This is a genomic window from Bacillus sp. FSL K6-1145 (assembly GCF_038003425.1).
GTDB lineage: Bacteria > Bacillota > Bacilli > Bacillales > Bacillaceae > Bacillus > Bacillus pumilus.
On record NZ_JBBOPC010000001.1, the window covers coordinates 1,536,345 to 1,552,746 of the forward strand.

Consider the following 16,402-nt stretch of genomic DNA (forward strand, 5'->3'; position numbering starts at 1 on the left):
CATAAGGAGGATCACTCTCATGTTCCTCAAACGTTTAGACGTGATAGGATTCAAATCTTTTGCACAGCGAGTGACCGTGGACTTTGTCAAAGGGGTCACCGCTGTTGTTGGACCAAACGGAAGCGGCAAAAGTAATATTACCGATGCCATCCGCTGGGTACTTGGAGAACAATCAGCGAAAAGCCTCCGCGGAGGAAAAATGGAAGACATCATTTTTGCAGGAAGCGACTCAAGAAAAAGAGTCAATCTAGCAGAAGTGACTTTAACGTTAGATAACGAAGATCACTTTTTACCGATCGATTTTCACGAAGTCAGTGTGACAAGAAGAGTCTATCGTTCAGGAGAAAGTGAATTTCTCATAAACAATCAATCTGTCCGCTTAAAAGATATTATTGATCTTTTCATGGATTCAGGTCTTGGAAAGGAAGCTTTTTCGATCATCAGCCAAGGGAAGGTAGAGGAAATTCTATCTAGTAAGGCAGAAGAGAGAAGAAGCATCTTTGAAGAAGCGGCTGGTGTTTTGAAATATAAAACAAGAAAGAAAAAAGCCGAGAATAAACTGTTTGAAACGCAGGACAACTTAAACCGAGTAGAAGATATTCTGCATGAACTAGAAGATCAAGTAGAACCATTAAGAATGCAGGCATCTATTGCAAAGGACTATTTGCAAAAAAAAGAAGAGCTTGAAAATGTCGAAATCGCCTTAACTGTCCATGACATCGAAGCACTTCATGAAAAATGGACAACACTTGGTGAAGCTGTCGAGCGCTTCAAACAAGATGAAATGAAGCAATCCACAGATATTCAAGCAAAAGAAGCTAAAATTGAAGAGTCAAGAGACCGCATTCAAGCACTTGACGAATCAATTAATGACCTGCAGGAAGTTCTTCTTTTCACAAGTGAGGAATTAGAAAAGCTTGAAGGTAAAAAAGAAGTACTAAAAGAACGGAAGAAAAATGCAGCCGCAAATCAGGGACAGCTAGAAGAAACACTCATTCGTTTAACTGAAAAGCAGGCGCAGCTAACCGAAAAGATTCAGCAGCAGAAAATCGCGCGGGACAGCCTTCAAAAAGAAGTGCAGCAGCTAAAAGATGAAGCGAAAACAAAGCAGCATCAACTGTCGCTTCATACTGAAGATGTGGAAGGTCAAATTGAACAGCTGAAAAGCGATTATTTTGATCTGCTCAATGAACAGGCTTCCATCCGCAATGAACGCAAATTATTAGAAGAACAGCAGCGCCAAGCGGCCATGCAGCTAGATCGGCTCACGCAAAACAACCAAAAACACATTGAAGAACGTGTGTCTGTCAATGAGAAGAAAACAGAGGCTGAGCAGCAGCTTTCAGCCCTAGAAGAAGACATTCTGGCTCAGGTCAAGCGTTTTAGAGAAGCGGAGCAAAAACTTGAGCAAATGAAACGTCAATACGAGAAAAAAGAAACGGCTCTTTACCAAGCCTATCAATATGTGCAACAGGCAAAGTCAAAAAAAGAGATGCTAGAATCCATGCAGGAAGACTTCTCAGGCTTTTTCCAAGGAGTAAAAGAGGTCTTAAAGGCAAAAGAACGGTTAGGCGGTATTCACGGTGCCATTGCAGAGCTGATTCAAACAGATCAGCAGCATGAGACAGCGATTGAAATCGCGTTAGGCGCAGCAACGCAGCACGTCGTCACAGAAAACGAAGCCGCAGCGCGACAAGCAATTGCATACTTAAAGCAGCACTCCTTTGGACGAGCAACCTTCCTGCCAATGAATGTGATCAAAGAAAGAACCATTCAGCATAGAGACGTCCAAACAGCCGAGCAGCACGCTGCATTTATCGGTGTAGCAAGTCACCTTGTTTCCTTTGAAGAAAAGTATCAAAAGGTCATACAGAACTTGCTTGGAACGGTTCTGATCGTTAGAGACTTAAAAGGCGCCAATGAACTGGCAAAAATGCTTGGTCATCGTTATCGCATCGTGACCCTTGATGGAGATGTTGTGAACCCCGGCGGTTCAATGACTGGTGGCGGTGTTAAGAAAAAGAACAACTCCCTTCTTTCAAGAAACCGAGAGATCGAAACATTAACAAAGCAGCTTGTTGAAATGGAAGAAAAAACGACGATCCTTGAAAAGGAAACAAAAGAAACGAAGCAATTGATTGCAGCAAACGAAAGTCAATTAAACGAACTGCGTCAGCGGGGAGAAACGCTTCGAGAACAGCAGCAAGAGCTCAAAGGGAAGCTATACGAACTGCAAGTAGCAGAAAAAAATATTAATGCTCACCTTGAACTCTATGACCAAGAAAAAGAAGAATTGCAGCTGCGTTCTACTGAACTTACAGATAAGGACAAAAAGCAGACAACTCTTGAAGTTTCTATAGGGGAGAAATTGACCACCCTTGATCAAGAGATCAATACATTAACAAAGCGTAAACAGACCCAAAGCTCAACGAAAGAAACCATTTCTGCCGAATTAACAGAGCTGAAAATCTCGCTTGCCAAAAAAGAGCAGTCCTTAGCGAATGAACAAGAAAAGCTTTCGAGCTTAATGGCCGAATTAGAAGAGGCTGAACAAACGCTGACGGAAACAAAAGAAGATCTGTCACTCTTAACAAGTGAAATGACATCTAGCTCAAGCGGAGCAGAACAGCTGGAAGAAGCGGCGAAAGAGAAGCTGGAAAATAAAAACAAAACAACCGCGCTCATTTCAGAGCGGCGCAAACAGCGTCTTGCTCTTTCTGAAACGTTAGAATTTGCTGAACGTGAACTGAAAGAACAAAAACGCCTTTACAAGCAGCTCACCACAAGCTTAAAAGATGAAGAAATTAAGCTTGGCCGTATGGAAGTTGAGCTCGACAACCTCATCGCTTATTTGAACGAAGAGTATGCTCTCTCGTTTGAAGGGGCAAAAGAGATGTATCATCTGACGTTATCGCCAGATGAAGCAAGAAAACGAGTGAAACTGATCAAATTAGCCATTGAAGAGCTAGGAACAGTGAACTTAGGCAGCATTGATGAGTATGAACGAGTAAATGAACGCTACCTTTTCTTAACAGAACAGCGAAATGATCTGACAGAAGCGAAAAATACATTATTCCAAGTGATCGAAGAAATGGATCAAGAGATGACAAAGCGCTTCTCTGAAACATTCTCGCAAATTCGCGGGCATTTTGAATCAGTTTTCCAAGCATTATTTGGCGGCGGGAAAGCAGATCTTAAGCTGACAGATCCAAACGATTTACTAAACTCTGGCGTTGATATTGTCGCGCAGCCGCCAGGGAAAAAGCTGCAAAACTTAAGCCTTCTTTCAGGCGGTGAGAGAGCATTGACAGCGATCGCTTTACTATTCTCTATTTTAAAAGTCAGACCTGTTCCATTCTGCGTGTTAGATGAGGTAGAAGCGGCGCTTGATGAAGCCAATGTTTTCCGCTTTGCACAATATTTAAAAAAATACAGCGAAGAAACACAATTCATAGTCATTACGCACCGCAAAGGAACAATGGAAGAAGCAGATGTGCTCTACGGTGTTACGATGCAGGAGTCAGGTGTTTCAAAACTTGTATCTGTCAAACTAGAAGAAACGAAAGAGCTTGTCCAGTAATTAAAGGAGGTTTTTGAACCAAATGAGCTTTTTTAAGAAATTAAAAGAAAAATTTACGCAGCAAACCGATTCAGTATCAGAAAAGTTTAAGGATGGACTTGAAAAAACGAGAAACTCCTTTCAAGGAAGAGTAAATGAACTCATTTCACGCTACCGTAAAGTTGATGAAGACTTTTTTGAAGAATTAGAAGAAGTTCTGATCGGCGCGGATGTCGGTTTCACAACGGTGATGGAACTGATTGATGAGCTGAAAAAAGAAGTGAAACTAAGAAACATTCAAGACCCAAGTGAAGTACAATCGGTCATCTCTGAAAAACTGGTTGAAATCTACAATAGCGGAGAGGAACAAATCTCTGCGCTGAATATTGAAGACGGGCGATTAAATATCATTTTATTTGTCGGTGTCAATGGCGTTGGGAAAACAACGACGATCGGCAAACTTGCAAATAAGCTGAAAAATGATGGGAAATCCGTCATTTTGGCAGCAGGTGATACATTCCGTGCCGGTGCGATAGAGCAGCTTGAAGTATGGGGAGAGCGTTCAGGTGTCCCTGTTGTCAAACAGACGGCTGGCTCTGACCCAGCAGCGGTGATCTATGATGCCGTTCAATCAGCAAAAGCGAAAAATGCGGATGTCCTTATCTGTGATACAGCAGGAAGACTACAAAACAAAGTCAACTTGATGAAAGAACTGGAGAAGGTCAAGAGAGTCATTGAACGCGAGGTTCCAGATGCACCGCATGAAGTGCTGCTCGCTCTTGATGCAACAACGGGTCAAAATGCGATGGCACAAGCGAAGGAATTTTCTAAAGCGACGAATGTGACAGGAATTGCTTTAACAAAGCTTGACGGCACTGCAAAAGGCGGGATTGTCCTTGCAATTCGAAATGAGTTAAACATCCCCGTGAAGCTCGTCGGTTTAGGTGAAAAGGTAGACGATCTGCAAGAATTCGATGCAGAATCGTATGTGTATGGATTATTCTCAGACGTGATTGATCAAGAGGACTAACAAAAATGCCGGCAAAAATTGCTGGCATTTTTATTTATACGCCGCTTCATGCAGTGACAAGATAAAAACTTGACACACAGTAGAGAACCGTGTAAACTTAGTTGATGTAAAGGGAATGAACTTAACAAAGGGGAGAGAGCCCATGACGCTTGAAAAAACAACGAGAATGAACTACTTGTTTGACTTCTATCAATCGTTGTTAACCGCAAAGCAAAAGAGCTACATGTCGCTTTACTACCTAGACGATTTTTCCCTCGGTGAAATTGCGGATGAATATGAAGTATCAAGACAGGCTGTTTATGATAATATTAAACGGACTGAAGCGATGCTTGAACAATATGAAGAAAAGCTGCTCTTGTTTAAGAAATTTAAAGAGCGTAAAGAACTTCTCAAAAAAATGAGTGAGCTCGTAGCAGATTCCGCTCAGATGGAAGAAGCAGAAGCTTTAATTGAATCGCTTGAGAAATTAGATTAGGAGGCGGCACAGTATGGCATTTGAAGGATTAGCCGACCGACTGCAGCAGACGATTTCAAAAATCCGCGGCAAAGGAAAAGTGTCAGAACAAGATGTAAAAGAAATGATGCGCGAGGTACGCCTTGCCCTTCTTGAAGCTGACGTCAATTTTAAAGTAGTCAAAGACTTTGTGAAAAAAGTAAGTGAGCGGGCAGTTGGACAAGAGGTCATGAAAAGCCTTACCCCTGGGCAACAGGTCATTAAAGTTGTAAAAGAAGAACTCACTGAATTAATGGGCGGAGAAGAGAGTAAAATCGCTGTAGCGAAAAAATCTCCGACGGTCATTATGATGGTTGGTCTTCAAGGGGCAGGTAAAACCACCACAACTGGGAAGCTTGCCAATTTACTTCGCAAAAAACATAATCGCAAGCCGATGATGGTGGCTGCAGATATTTACAGACCAGCAGCGATCCAGCAGCTTGAAACGCTAGGGAAACAGCTTGATATGCCTGTGTTTTCATTAGGTGATCAAGTCAGTCCTGTCGAGATTGCCAAACAGGCAATCGAAAAAGCGAAAGAAGAACACCATGATTATGTCATTTTAGATACAGCAGGACGCCTTCATATTGATGAAGAATTGATGGATGAACTTCAGAAAGTAAAAGAAGTAGCGAGTCCAGAAGAAATTTTCCTTGTTGTTGACTCTATGACAGGTCAAGATGCTGTCAATGTAGCGAAAAGCTTTAATGAACAGCTAGGTTTAACAGGTGTCGTTTTAACGAAACTAGACGGGGATACACGAGGCGGTGCAGCACTTTCCATTCGAGCTGTCACCAATACGCCGATTAAATTCGCCGCGCTAGGTGAAAAGCTTGACGCGATTGAACCATTCCACCCAGAACGGATGGCATCAAGAATTCTTGGCATGGGAGATGTGCTTACACTGATTGAAAAAGCACAGGCAAACGTGGACCAAGATAAAGCGAAAGAGCTTGAACAAAAAATGCGGACCATGAGCTTTACACTCGATGATTTCCTCGAGCAGCTTGGCCAAGTTCGTAACATGGGTCCACTTGATGAATTGATCCAAATGATGCCGGGAGCCGGTAAAATGAAAGGGCTCAAAAACGTCCAAGTAGACGAAAAGCAGCTCAATCACATCGAAGCGATCATTAAATCAATGACGACCGAGGAAAAAGAACAGCCAGAGGTCATCAATGCAAGCCGAAGAAAACGGATTGCAAAAGGAAGCGGAACATCTGTACAGGAAGTCAATCGCCTCTTAAAGCAATTTGACGAAATGAAAAAGATGATGAAGCAAATGACCAACATGTCCAAAGGAAAGAAAAAAGGCTTTAAATTACCATTTATGTAATTGGTTATACATGATAAAACCGTTGTTAAGAAAAAACACTTTACAAACCCTTTTATCATTGTTAATATACTATCTTGTTGAAATATTTTCGGAGGTGCTAGTAAAATGGCAGTAAAAATTCGTTTAAAACGTATGGGATCAAAAAGATCTCCTTTCTATCGTATTGTAGTAGCAGATTCTCGTTCACCACGTGATGGTCGTTTCATCGAAACAGTTGGAACATACAATCCAGTGTTATCACCAGCTGAGGTGAAAATCAACGAAGAATTAGCTCTTAAATGGCTTCAAAATGGTGCGAAACCATCTGATACAGTTCGCAACCTTTTCTCAAGCCAAGGAATTCTTGAAAAATTTCATAATGCGAAAAACAGCAAATAATGAATGAGCTGTCCTTGGAAGAATTGATTGTGTCCATCGTCGAGCCACTTGTTGATTTCCCAGAAGATATTCACGTATCTTCATTAGAAAAAGATGAGCAAGTGATTTACACACTGTCTGTCAATGCTGAAGATACCGGAAAGGTGATCGGAAAGCAGGGACGTACAGCGAAAGCGATACGAACAGTCATGTTTGCAGCAAGTGCAGAGTCTTCTAAGAAAGTTCAACTTGAGATTGCTGACTAAAAAGGGAGAGGGCTTAGGACCTCCCCTTTTTTTACACGTTTAAATCTATTTTTCGTTATACTGTAGAGGACAAATGCCTTCGGATAGGGGGACAAAAAGGAAGATGCAGATCATTCAACATGTCACCGTCATGCAAGTATTAACTGAAAGCAGTAAGGACAAACTGTTAACGACTTTTTTGGAGAAAAAAGAAAGACTAGAACGTGAATGCAACCAACTATATTTTCAACTGAAAAAACATGAAAAAGAACCACATCAGCAAGAAGCCATCCCTCAATTTCAAAAAGCCATCGATAAACGGCAGGAGAAGATCCAGCAAATTGACTTTCAAGTAGAGCAGCTGCATATTTTGCCGCTTGGAAGTGAAATGAAAGAGACAGAAGTGGATGCGCTGGTTGAAGTGAAAATAGGTGATAAATGGGATGACAAGATGCAAGACAATGTCATCGTCGTGAAAGACGGCACCATTGTGGAAATACGTCAGGGGTGATTGAGAACATGGAACAAGAATGGTTGAATGTTGGAAAGATTGTCAATACACACGGAGTGCGCGGAGAAGTACGCGTCGTGTCAAAGACAGATTTCCCAGAAGAGCGTTACAAAAAAGGAAGCGTCCTCTATATTTTTAAGCAAGGTCAAGGGGAGCCGCTGAAAGCCACTGTCGCATCACATAGGCAGCACAAACAGTTTGATTTGCTCACATTTGAAGAAATTAGCTCATTAAATGAAGCAGAGCTATTGAAAGAATCAATCTTAAAAGTAGAAAAAGAACATCTCGTCTCTTTAGATGAAGGAGAGTTTTATTTCCACCAAATCATTGGCTGTGAAGTATACGATGAAGAGGATCAGCTTGTCGGCCAAATCAAAGAGATTTTAACACCAGGGGCAAATGATGTCTGGGTGGTCGGAAGAAAAGGCAAAAAAGATGCCCTGATTCCTTATATCCCATCTGTCGTCAAAAAGATCGATATCTCATCCAAAACCATACACATTGAAGTGATGGAAGGACTCATTGACGAATGAAAATCGACTTCTTAACACTTTTTCCTGAAATGTTCGAAGGTGTGCTCCACTCATCGATCTTAAAAAAGGCACAGGAGAAAGAAGCCGTCTCATTCAATGTTGTCAATTTTAGAGAGTATTCGGATCATAAGCATAAAACAGTAGATGACTATCCGTATGGCGGCGGTGCTGGTATGGTACTGAAAGCACAGCCCGTATTCGATGCGGTAGAAGATTTAACGAAGAAAGCAAGCAAGAAGCCCCGAATTATTCTTGTCTGTCCTCAAGGAGAAAGATATACACAAAAGAAGGCAGAGGAACTTGCAAAAGAAGAACACCTTATGTTCATTTGCGGCCATTATGAAGGCTACGATGAGCGCATCAGGGAGCATCTTGTCACAGATGAAATCTCAATCGGAGATTTCGTTCTCACAGGCGGAGAGCTGCCAGCGATGATGATTGCAGACAGTGTGGTCAGGCTTTTGCCTCATGTGCTTGGAAAAGAAGCGTCTCACATTGAAGATTCATTTAGTACAGGTTTGCTAGAGCATCCTCACTATACAAGGCCAGCCGATTATAAAGGACTAAAAGTGCCGGAAGTGCTCCTCTCTGGAAATCATGCCAAAATTGAAGAGTGGCGGCGCAAAGAATCCTTGAAGCGAACCTATACAAGAAGGCCAGATTTGATCGATTCATGCAAAACGTTAACAGATGAAGAAAAAAGATGGCTTTGGCAGCTTCATAATGACTAGATTGTATTGCACACTGCATAGAGGTATGGTATGATACTACTTGTGACTTGGACGGCTTGCCGATTCAAGTTTGAAAACGATGTTCCGCTGCAATGAAGAAAGAGGACATGAGCATCTGTTGGAAGGAGTTGAAAACGATGCAACATTTGATTGAAGAAATCACAAAAGAACAATTACGCACTGATCTTCCTGCGTTCCGTCCTGGTGACACTTTACGTGTACACGTTAAAGTTGTCGAGGGTACTCGTGAGCGTATCCAGATCTTTGAAGGTGTTGTAATTAAGCGTCGTGGTGGTGGAATCAGCGAAACTTTCACAGTTCGTAAGATTTCTTACGGTGTAGGCGTTGAGCGTACATTCCCTGTACACACACCAAAAATCGCTAACATCGAAGTTGTACGTCACGGTAAGGTACGTCGTGCGAAACTTTACTACCTACGTGAACTTCGCGGTAAAGCGGCTCGTATCAAAGAAATCAGACGATAATGATATCAAAGGAAAGAGCTTGTTACCTGTAACAGGCTCTTTTTTTGTACAATGTATAGAGATAATCGATAGAAGAGAAGGTGCACATATGACGATTCAATGGTTTCCAGGCCATATGGCAAAAGCAAGACGTGAAGTCACAGAAAAATTAAAGCTCATCGACATCGTATTTGAATTAACTGATGCTAGAATTCCGATGTCCTCTAGAAACCCAATGATCGAAGAAATCCTTCAGAATAAACCCAAAATCATGCTATTAAACAAAGCAGATAAAGCGGATCCTCGTGTGACAAAGGAGTGGCAGGCGCACTTTGAGCAGCAAGGCGTTCGGTCACTTGCTATTAACTCTGTCGATGGACAAGGGTTAAATCAGATCATCACAACTTCAAAAGAAATCTTAAAAGAAAAATTCGACCGCATGAAAGCAAAAGGTGTTAAACCACGTGCAATCCGGGCGCTGATTATCGGGATTCCCAACGTCGGGAAATCGACCTTAATCAATCGTTTAGCGAAAAAGAACATTGCCAAAACAGGAGACCGTCCTGGTATTACCACCTCACAGCAATGGGTGAAGGTAGGGAAAGAATTGGAACTGCTCGATACACCTGGAATCCTCTGGCCGAAGTTTGAAGATGAGAAAGTAGGACTTAGGCTAGCGGTAACTGGAGCGATCAAAGATTCTATCATCAACTTACAGGATGTCGCTGTATATGGACTTCGCTTTCTAGAAGAAAACTATCCAGAGAGATTAAAAAAACGCTATGACCTAACGGAGATCCCTGAAGATACGGCTGAGCTGTTTGATGCAATAGGTACAAAGCGCGGCTGTCTCATGAGCGGTGGATTGATTAATTACGACAAAACCACCGAAATCATTATTCGGGATATTCGAACAGAAAAATTTGGTCCCCTCACTTTTGAGAAGCCTGAAAGCTAAAAGACACGCAGCTCATGCGGGTCTTTATTTTTTGCGGAAAACTGCCGATATAAAGAAGGAGGCTGACGAAAAGCCTATGTACACAGTGAAACAAATAAAAGAACTGATAGAAAAGCATTCGCAAGACGAGTCATACATTCATGAGCTTGTAAAAGATGATAAGAGAAAAAGTGTCCAAAAACTGATAGAGAAGTGGCACAAAGAGAGAGAAAAGCAGCAGCAACTTCATGTAGCATGGAATGAGATGCTGCAATTTGAAAACAATGCTAAGGCGCAGGGATACACATGTATTGCTGGAATAGATGAAGCAGGAAGAGGACCACTGGCAGGCCCCGTTGTAGCAGCAGCTGTCATATTAAAGGAAGATACAGTCCTGCTCGGTTTAAACGACTCAAAGCAATTATCTGAGAAAAAAAGATTGGCATATTATGACCTGATCCAAAAAGAAGCACTTGATATCGGTATCGGCATTGTTGATGCGGCTACGATTGATGAAATCAATATTTACGAGGCATCAAGACTGGCGATGGTGAGAGCGGTGGAGCAGTTAACTCATACACCTGATTATCTACTCATAGATGCCATGACGCTCCCACTTCCTATTCACCAGGAGAATATCATCAAAGGAGATGCAAAAAGTGCATCCATCGCAGCAGGTGCATGTATTGCAAAGGTGACAAGAGATCAGATGATGGAAGAATACGGGCGTAAGTACCCTGAGTATCAATTTGAAAAACATAAAGGGTACGGAACAAAAGAGCATTTGGCTGCCATTCAAACACATGGAGCTGCCCCAATCCATCGATTATCGTTTGCACCAGTGAAATCCGTTATCTCATAAATTTTTGACCTAAGGAGGCTGCCTGTGATGACAAGAGTTGAGGACATACATACAGCACTGAATAGCCGGTTAAGTGCGGCAGAATCTGTGCCATTAAACACCGAAGGAAAGGAAAATGTGCATCGGCTGATTCTCGGTAAAGTACTGAAAATGCTTGGAGATGATACAGCCCTTGTTCAAATAGGCTCAACAAAAATAAAAGCACAGCTAGCGGCTCAGCTCAAAGCAGACGCATTTTATTGGTTCCAATTTGAACAAGAGGGTGGAGACAGCCTCAATAAACTAAGGCCAGTCCAGCAATTTGATCAAGATCCTAAGACATTAAAGGATGCCGCTGCCAAACTATTAGAAGGTCTCTCTCTGAAAAGCGGACTTGAAAACATTCTAACAGCCACAGCTTTTTTAAAAGAAAAATCGGTTATCAACGAAACAGAGTTAAAAACGGCAGTGAAGTGGATCGAACAGCTTCAAGGAGCTGATGTGAAAAAAGGTCTCCAGGCACTTTTATTTGCTTTAAAGAAAGACTTGCCGATCCAGGAAGGAGTGCTTCAATCCATTTTAGCTGTGAAATCATCCTCTGCTCTTCATCAGGATATGACAGCGCTGCTAGAACGCTTAACACAGCTCCCGAAGCACTCAGACGCCACACAGGCGCTTACACAAGCCGTTCGATCAGTCATAGATGCTGAGACGTCTGTCCATGCAGAAAAGCTCTTATCGGTCCTTCTAGCAGCGAGAGAAGGGGCGACGAAGCAAGGAGGAAGTCTACCTGTAACGCCTCAGCCCAATCTGACTCAACCAAAAGAAAATAGCCAAACTCCAATCGCTCAAGAGCGTCAGACGACCCAAGTTCTTCAATCTAACGTGCAGCAATCAATAAGCCCAAAAGAGCTGCAAATCCCGCCTCAGCAAATTGAGCGGATACTTACAAGTTTAATAAAACAAGGCGCAGATGGGCAGCAAGAGCCTAGCTTAAAACAGCTCACATCATTGCTGCAAGGGCTTCAGCAGGCTGGATCTCAGCCTGACGCAAAAGCATCTGTGCTTCAAAAAGAATTTCCGTTCCTGTCAAAAACAGAGGCAAAAGCATTGGCTCAGGTGGTGCAGCAGACGGAACCCGCATTAAGCAATAAAACCGATGTGCTCGATTTACTCATGACGATGAAAAAGGCAATAGGTGTACGTGACGAAATCGGTATGCTGAAACTACTCGAAAAAGGCAACCAGGATGTAAAAAATCAGGAGCTTCACCAATTAAAGCTCGTCTTAAATGATGTGAGACAGTCCGATTTACCAGAGCCCGTAAAAAAAGAAGTCGATCAATTGTTTCATAGATTGAACGGGCAGTTATTTGTGCAGCAGGAGAACCAAACCATCAGCCAAATGATGGTCTCTTATCCGCTCTTTTCAAAACATAGTGTTCAAGATTTAACCTTTATTCTAAAAGGACATAAGAAAAAAGATGGCTCTATTGATATTTCTCAGTGTCGCCTTATGTTTTACTTAAACATGGAAAACCTCGAAGAAACATTAATCGACTGTACGATTCAGCAAAAGGTCATGTCAATTACAGTTGAAACCGGTCATGAACTTCAAGGAACCATTAATCCAATGATTCCAGCAGTTCGGGAGAATTTAAATGCCTTAGGATACAGCCTTACGGGAATTACAGCAAAGAAGAGACAAGAGCCAGTAGATCCGTCTCACTTTCTAGATGAACACTTTCATAAAATCAGCGAGAAAGGGCTGGACTTACGAGTATGAAGGATTCAAAACCGCTTAGAAGGGCGGTCGCTCTACATTATGATGAAGAAAAACAAAAGGCGCCAAAAGTCGTTGCAACAGGGAGCGGCTATGTAGCAGACCATATTATTGAAGAAGCAAAAAAGTCGGGAGTTCCTATACAAGAAGACCGTAATTTAGTTGAACTCATGCGCCACTTAACGCTGGATGAGGAGATCCCTGAAGCGTTATACGATACTGTAGCAGAAATATTTTCGTTTATCTATAGGTTAGATCAAAAAATGAAAAAATAAGGTAAAATAAGTGTTTTGAATGAAAAATTTATATTTTTAATAAAATAAAAGTTTGAATGTTTAGAAGGATTTTACGATTTTACATAGAACCCTAGACATTCTCTTTTTTATTCTTTAAAATGAAAGCGCAGTCTATTTTATAATTTTTGTTTCTACATATGTTGGGAGGATGGGAAATGAATATCCATGAGTACCAAGGAAAAGAAATCCTAAGAAAATATGGGGTTTCAGTTCCAAATGGTAAAGTAGCATTTACACCTGATGAAGCAGTGAAAGCATCAGAAGAGCTAGAAAGCTCTGTATATGTCGTAAAAGCACAGATTCATGCAGGCGGCCGTGGTAAAGCAGGCGGGGTAAAAATTGCAAAAACAAAAGATGAAGTGAAAGGGTTTGCAGAGGAATTGCTCGGCAAAACACTTGTCACACATCAAACTGGGCCTGAGGGGCGCGAAATAAAACGCTTACTTATTGAAGAAGGCTGCGATATTCAAAAGGAGTACTACGTTGGACTTGTTTTGGACAGAGCGACATCAAGAATTGTATTGATGGCTTCTGAAGAAGGCGGTACTGAAATTGAAGAAGTAGCAGAAAAAACGCCAGAAAAAATCGTCAAAGTGGTCATCGACCCAGCGATTGGATTGCAAGGCTATCAGGCGAGAGAAGTAGCGTTTAAAATTAATATTCCAACAAAATTAGTTGGCCAAGCTGTTAAGTTTATGACAAGTCTTTACAATGCGTTCGTTGAAAAAGATTGTTCAATTGCTGAGATTAATCCACTTGTTGTAACAGGCGATGGAAAAGTCATGGCACTTGATGCGAAATTAAACTTTGATAGCAATGCCTTATATAGACAAAAAGATATATTAGAATACCGTGACCTTGATGAAGAGGATCCAAAAGAAATTGAAGCATCTAAATATGATCTAAGCTACATTTCTCTAGATGGAAATATTGGCTGTATGGTCAATGGTGCAGGTCTTGCGATGTCTACAATGGATATCATCAAGCATTACGGCGGGGACCCTGCAAACTTCCTGGATGTTGGCGGCGGTGCAACAGCTGAAAAAGTAACGGAAGCATTTAAAATCATCTTATCTGATCAAAATGTAAAAGGGATTTTCGTGAACATTTTTGGCGGCATCATGAAATGTGATGTCATTGCAGAAGGTGTCGTTGAAGCGACGAAACAAGTCGGCTTAACATTACCACTCGTTGTACGTCTTGAAGGAACAAACGTTGAATTAGGGAAGAAAATCCTGAGCGATTCAAGCTTAAATATCACTTCTGCTGAGTCTATGGCTGACGGGGCAGAAAAGATTGTATCTTTAGTCAAGTAGAGCAGAAAGGCAGGGAACCTAAATGAGTGTATTTATTAATAAAAATACGAGAGTAATTGTTCAGGGGATTACCGGTTCAACCGCATTGTTCCATACAAAACAAATGATTGAGTACGGAACAAATATTGTTGGCGGTGTCACACCTGGAAAAGGTGGAACTGAAGTAGAAGGAGTTCCTGTATTTAATACAGTATCTGAAGCTGTTCAAACAACTGGAGCAAATGCTTCTGTTATCTATGTACCAGCACCATTTGCAGCAGATGCCATTTTAGAGGCTGTTGATGCAGAAGTCGATCTAGTCATTTGTATTACAGAACATATTCCAGTACTTGACATGGTCAAAGTAAAACGGTATATGGAAGGGAAAAAGACAAGACTTGTTGGCCCTAACTGCCCAGGTGTCATTACACCTGAAGAATGTAAGATTGGGATCATGCCAGGCTACATTCATAAAAAAGGTCATGTGGGGGTTGTTTCTCGTTCTGGAACGCTTACATATGAAGCGGTACATCAGCTTTCAGAAGCTGGCGTTGGTCAATCGACAGCTGTAGGAATCGGCGGAGACCCTGTCAATGGGACAAACTTTATTGATGTATTAAAAGCATTCAATGAAGACCCTGATACACATGCTGTCATTATGATCGGTGAAATTGGCGGTACGGCTGAAGAAGAAGCAGCTGAATGGGTAAAAGCAAATATGACAAAGCCAGTTGTTGGCTTTATTGGCGGTAAAACGGCGCCTCCAGGAAAACGCATGGGACATGCTGGTGCCATTATTTCTGGTGGTAAAGGAACAGCTGATGAAAAAGTAAAAACAATGCGTGAATGTGGAATTGAAGTGGCAGAGACACCATCTGTCATGGGAGAAACTTTGATTAAAGTACTAAAAGAGAAGAATCTCTTTGAAGCTTGTAAAACGCATTAATGACACAAGAAGACTTGTTCTTTGACAAGTCTTCTTCTTTCTATCTTAAACAGGAGGAATGGTATGTACAACGTGTCCGAAAGAATGATTTTTCACCGCTTAAAAGGCCTCATCTCACCCTCTTTGTTAACAAAATGGTGGAAAGTCGATCCTGAGCTATATATAAATGAAGAAACACATCATTTCAAACAGGATCGATCATTACAAACAATCGACTTTACCCGCTTAAAACAAGCCGAAGAAAAAGAATTCCCCATTTTTCAACACATCGTTCAAGCCTATTTAAAGCAAAACATTCACATGATTCCCATCACATCACCCTTATATCCCAGCACACTAAAACATATTTATGATCCTCCCCCTGTGTTATTTCTAAAAGGAAACATATCGTATTTAAATGAAGAAAAAAGTTTAGGTGTAGTAGGCACACGAGTTCCATCGTCTTATGGAGAAGCATGTGTGAAGAAAATTGTTGGTGAGCTTGTAAAGGAAGATTGGACGATTGTCAGTGGCTTAGCAAAAGGCATTGATGGACTTGCACATAAAGAGTGCATTAGGAATAAAGGGAAAACGATCGGTATTATAGCAGGCGGGTTTCAGCATTTATACCCAAAGGATCATGTGCAAATGGCTGAATACATGGGCGAGCATCATTTGCTTTTATCCGAGCATCCGCCTTATGTCAAACCAGAAAAGTGGCATTTCCCTTTGAGGAATCGTTTAATTAGTGCGCTCACAAGTGGAACCATCGTGATTCAGTGCAAAGAAAAGAGCGGTTCACTCATTACCGCGTATCAAGCACTTGAGCAAGGCAAAGAGGTATTTGCGGTTGCAGGATCAATCTTTGATCCTAATTCCACAGGTCCAGCCAGACTTATACAGCAGGGAGCAAAGCTTGTTCATTCAACGAAGGATATTTTAGAGGAATTCTCCTTCCGCAGCGTTCAATATACTGAACTCTCATAAAAATATCGTTTGACAAAAGACATAGGAATATTTAATAATAGTGAGGATTTAAGTTTACACTTTGTTTTTCGTGTTTATAA

Annotated in this window: 17 protein-coding genes; all 17 read left to right on the forward strand. The window is 41.6% G+C overall.

Going from position 1 to position 16,402, the window contains the following annotated elements; genetic code table 11:
* Positions 1–19 precede the first annotated feature (19 nt).
* Positions 20–3,580: a chromosome segregation protein SMC gene (smc, locus tag MHH41_RS07665; RefSeq protein WP_340866052.1), complete on the forward strand. Its 3,561-nt coding sequence runs from the start codon at positions 20–22 to the stop codon at positions 3,578–3,580.
* Between the two features lie 22 nt (positions 3,581–3,602).
* Positions 3,603–4,589, forward strand: a complete 987-nt coding sequence (gene ftsY, locus MHH41_RS07670; protein ID WP_003211188.1) for a signal recognition particle-docking protein FtsY — start codon at positions 3,603–3,605, stop codon at positions 4,587–4,589.
* Positions 4,590–4,731: 142 nt separating this feature from the next.
* On the forward strand, positions 4,732–5,064 hold the full coding sequence (locus MHH41_RS07675; protein ID WP_003210763.1) for a putative DNA-binding protein: 333 nt from the start codon (positions 4,732–4,734) through the stop codon (positions 5,062–5,064).
* Between the two features lie 13 nt (positions 5,065–5,077).
* Positions 5,078–6,418, forward strand: a complete 1,341-nt coding sequence (ffh, locus tag MHH41_RS07680; RefSeq protein WP_050945055.1) for a signal recognition particle protein — start codon at positions 5,078–5,080, stop codon at positions 6,416–6,418.
* Positions 6,419–6,523: 105 nt separating this feature from the next.
* Positions 6,524–6,796, forward strand: a complete 273-nt coding sequence (gene rpsP / locus MHH41_RS07685) for a 30S ribosomal protein S16 (protein ID WP_003212139.1) — start codon at positions 6,524–6,526, stop codon at positions 6,794–6,796.
* Complete coding sequence (locus MHH41_RS07690) at positions 6,796–7,041, forward strand: KH domain-containing protein (RefSeq protein ID WP_012009937.1); 246 nt, start codon at positions 6,796–6,798, stop codon at positions 7,039–7,041. The genes rpsP and MHH41_RS07690 overlap by 1 nt, the downstream gene beginning before the upstream one ends.
* A gap of 103 nt (positions 7,042–7,144) precedes the next feature.
* Positions 7,145–7,531, forward strand: a complete 387-nt coding sequence (locus MHH41_RS07695; protein WP_050945054.1) for a YlqD family protein — start codon at positions 7,145–7,147, stop codon at positions 7,529–7,531.
* Positions 7,532–7,539: 8 nt separating this feature from the next.
* Positions 7,540–8,064 carry a ribosome maturation factor RimM gene (gene rimM / locus MHH41_RS07700; protein ID WP_284906476.1) on the forward strand — a complete coding sequence of 175 codons (525 nt, stop codon included), beginning with the start codon at positions 7,540–7,542 and terminating at the stop codon, positions 8,062–8,064.
* Positions 8,061–8,795 carry a tRNA (guanosine(37)-N1)-methyltransferase TrmD gene (gene trmD, locus MHH41_RS07705; RefSeq protein ID WP_003211682.1) on the forward strand — a complete coding sequence of 245 codons (735 nt, stop codon included), beginning with the start codon at positions 8,061–8,063 and terminating at the stop codon, positions 8,793–8,795. Before rimM ends, trmD begins: the two co-directional genes overlap by 4 nt.
* Before the next feature lie 137 nt (positions 8,796–8,932).
* Positions 8,933–9,280 carry a 50S ribosomal protein L19 gene (gene rplS / locus MHH41_RS07710; protein ID WP_003212364.1) on the forward strand — a complete coding sequence of 116 codons (348 nt, stop codon included), beginning with the start codon at positions 8,933–8,935 and terminating at the stop codon, positions 9,278–9,280.
* An 88-nt stretch (positions 9,281–9,368) separates the two neighbouring features.
* Entirely contained in the window at positions 9,369–10,217 is an 849-nt protein-coding gene (ylqF, locus tag MHH41_RS07715) for a ribosome biogenesis GTPase YlqF (protein ID WP_050945052.1), read from the forward strand.
* Between the two features lie 76 nt (positions 10,218–10,293).
* Entirely contained in the window at positions 10,294–11,058 is a 765-nt protein-coding gene (locus MHH41_RS07720) for a ribonuclease HII (RefSeq protein WP_003210902.1), read from the forward strand.
* Positions 11,059–11,085: 27 nt separating this feature from the next.
* Positions 11,086–12,822 (forward strand): hypothetical protein, encoded by a 1,737-nt coding sequence (locus tag MHH41_RS07725; RefSeq protein ID WP_003212009.1) that lies wholly within the window; start codon positions 11,086–11,088, stop codon positions 12,820–12,822.
* Positions 12,819–13,094, forward strand: coding sequence for a FlhB-like flagellar biosynthesis protein (locus MHH41_RS07730; protein ID WP_003211418.1), 276 nt, complete (start codon positions 12,819–12,821; stop codon positions 13,092–13,094). Before MHH41_RS07725 ends, MHH41_RS07730 begins: the two co-directional genes overlap by 4 nt.
* Positions 13,095–13,270: 176 nt before the next feature.
* Positions 13,271–14,431, forward strand: coding sequence for an ADP-forming succinate--CoA ligase subunit beta (gene sucC, locus MHH41_RS07735; RefSeq protein WP_340866053.1), 1,161 nt, complete (start codon positions 13,271–13,273; stop codon positions 14,429–14,431).
* 22 nt (positions 14,432–14,453) lie between these two features.
* Complete coding sequence (gene sucD / locus MHH41_RS07740) at positions 14,454–15,356, forward strand: succinate--CoA ligase subunit alpha (protein ID WP_003212080.1); 903 nt, start codon at positions 14,454–14,456, stop codon at positions 15,354–15,356.
* A 63-nt stretch (positions 15,357–15,419) separates the two neighbouring features.
* A complete protein-coding gene (gene dprA, locus MHH41_RS07745; protein ID WP_340866055.1) occupies positions 15,420–16,322 on the forward strand; it encodes a DNA-processing protein DprA in 903 nt (300 codons plus the stop codon).
* The last annotated feature ends 80 nt before the right edge of the window (positions 16,323–16,402 follow it).